This window comes from Agrobacterium sp. 10T429 (genome assembly GCF_056393925.1).
In genome coordinates, this window is the sequence record NZ_JBFTGV010000057.1 from 1 (window position 1) to 436 (window position 436).

General features: G+C 72.7%; 1 protein-coding gene. It reads right to left on the reverse strand.

The annotated features are described in order from the left end of the window. Positions 1-436 (reverse strand): FimL-related protein (locus tag AC1DCP_RS26485; RefSeq protein WP_476774883.1); only part of this gene is annotated, 436 nt, incomplete at both ends.

A 436-nucleotide genomic window follows, 5' to 3' on the forward strand; every position in this document is an offset into this window, starting at 1 on the left:
CATCCGGCCTGATCGTCGGCAGCCGCGCGCTCGATCGCGGCGGCGGCGTTCTGGAGGTTGCGCGTGTCGATCGGATCGAGCCAGCCGTAGTAGCGCCGGCGATAGTCGGCACGCGCCACGGCGTGGGCCGGATCGACGCGGAAAGCCTGCAGGCCGCGCGCGATGTCGGCGCGCAGCACCTGCACGGCGGCCTGTACCGCCGGCGGCGTGGTGTCCTCAGGGCCATCGGGCGTCAGGCCGGTGCTGACCAGCAGGAACAAGGCATCGTTGAGCAGCGCCTGCGGCACGCGCACCTGCCCTTGCAGGTACTGGCGCAGCAGCAGGTGGGCGCGCGCGGCGAAGCGCTTGGCGAGCAGGTCGGACGGCAGCAGCCCGTGCGCCAGCGCGCGGAACACCATCGACAGCGTCAGCCAGATGCCCCGGTCCGGGGTATCGG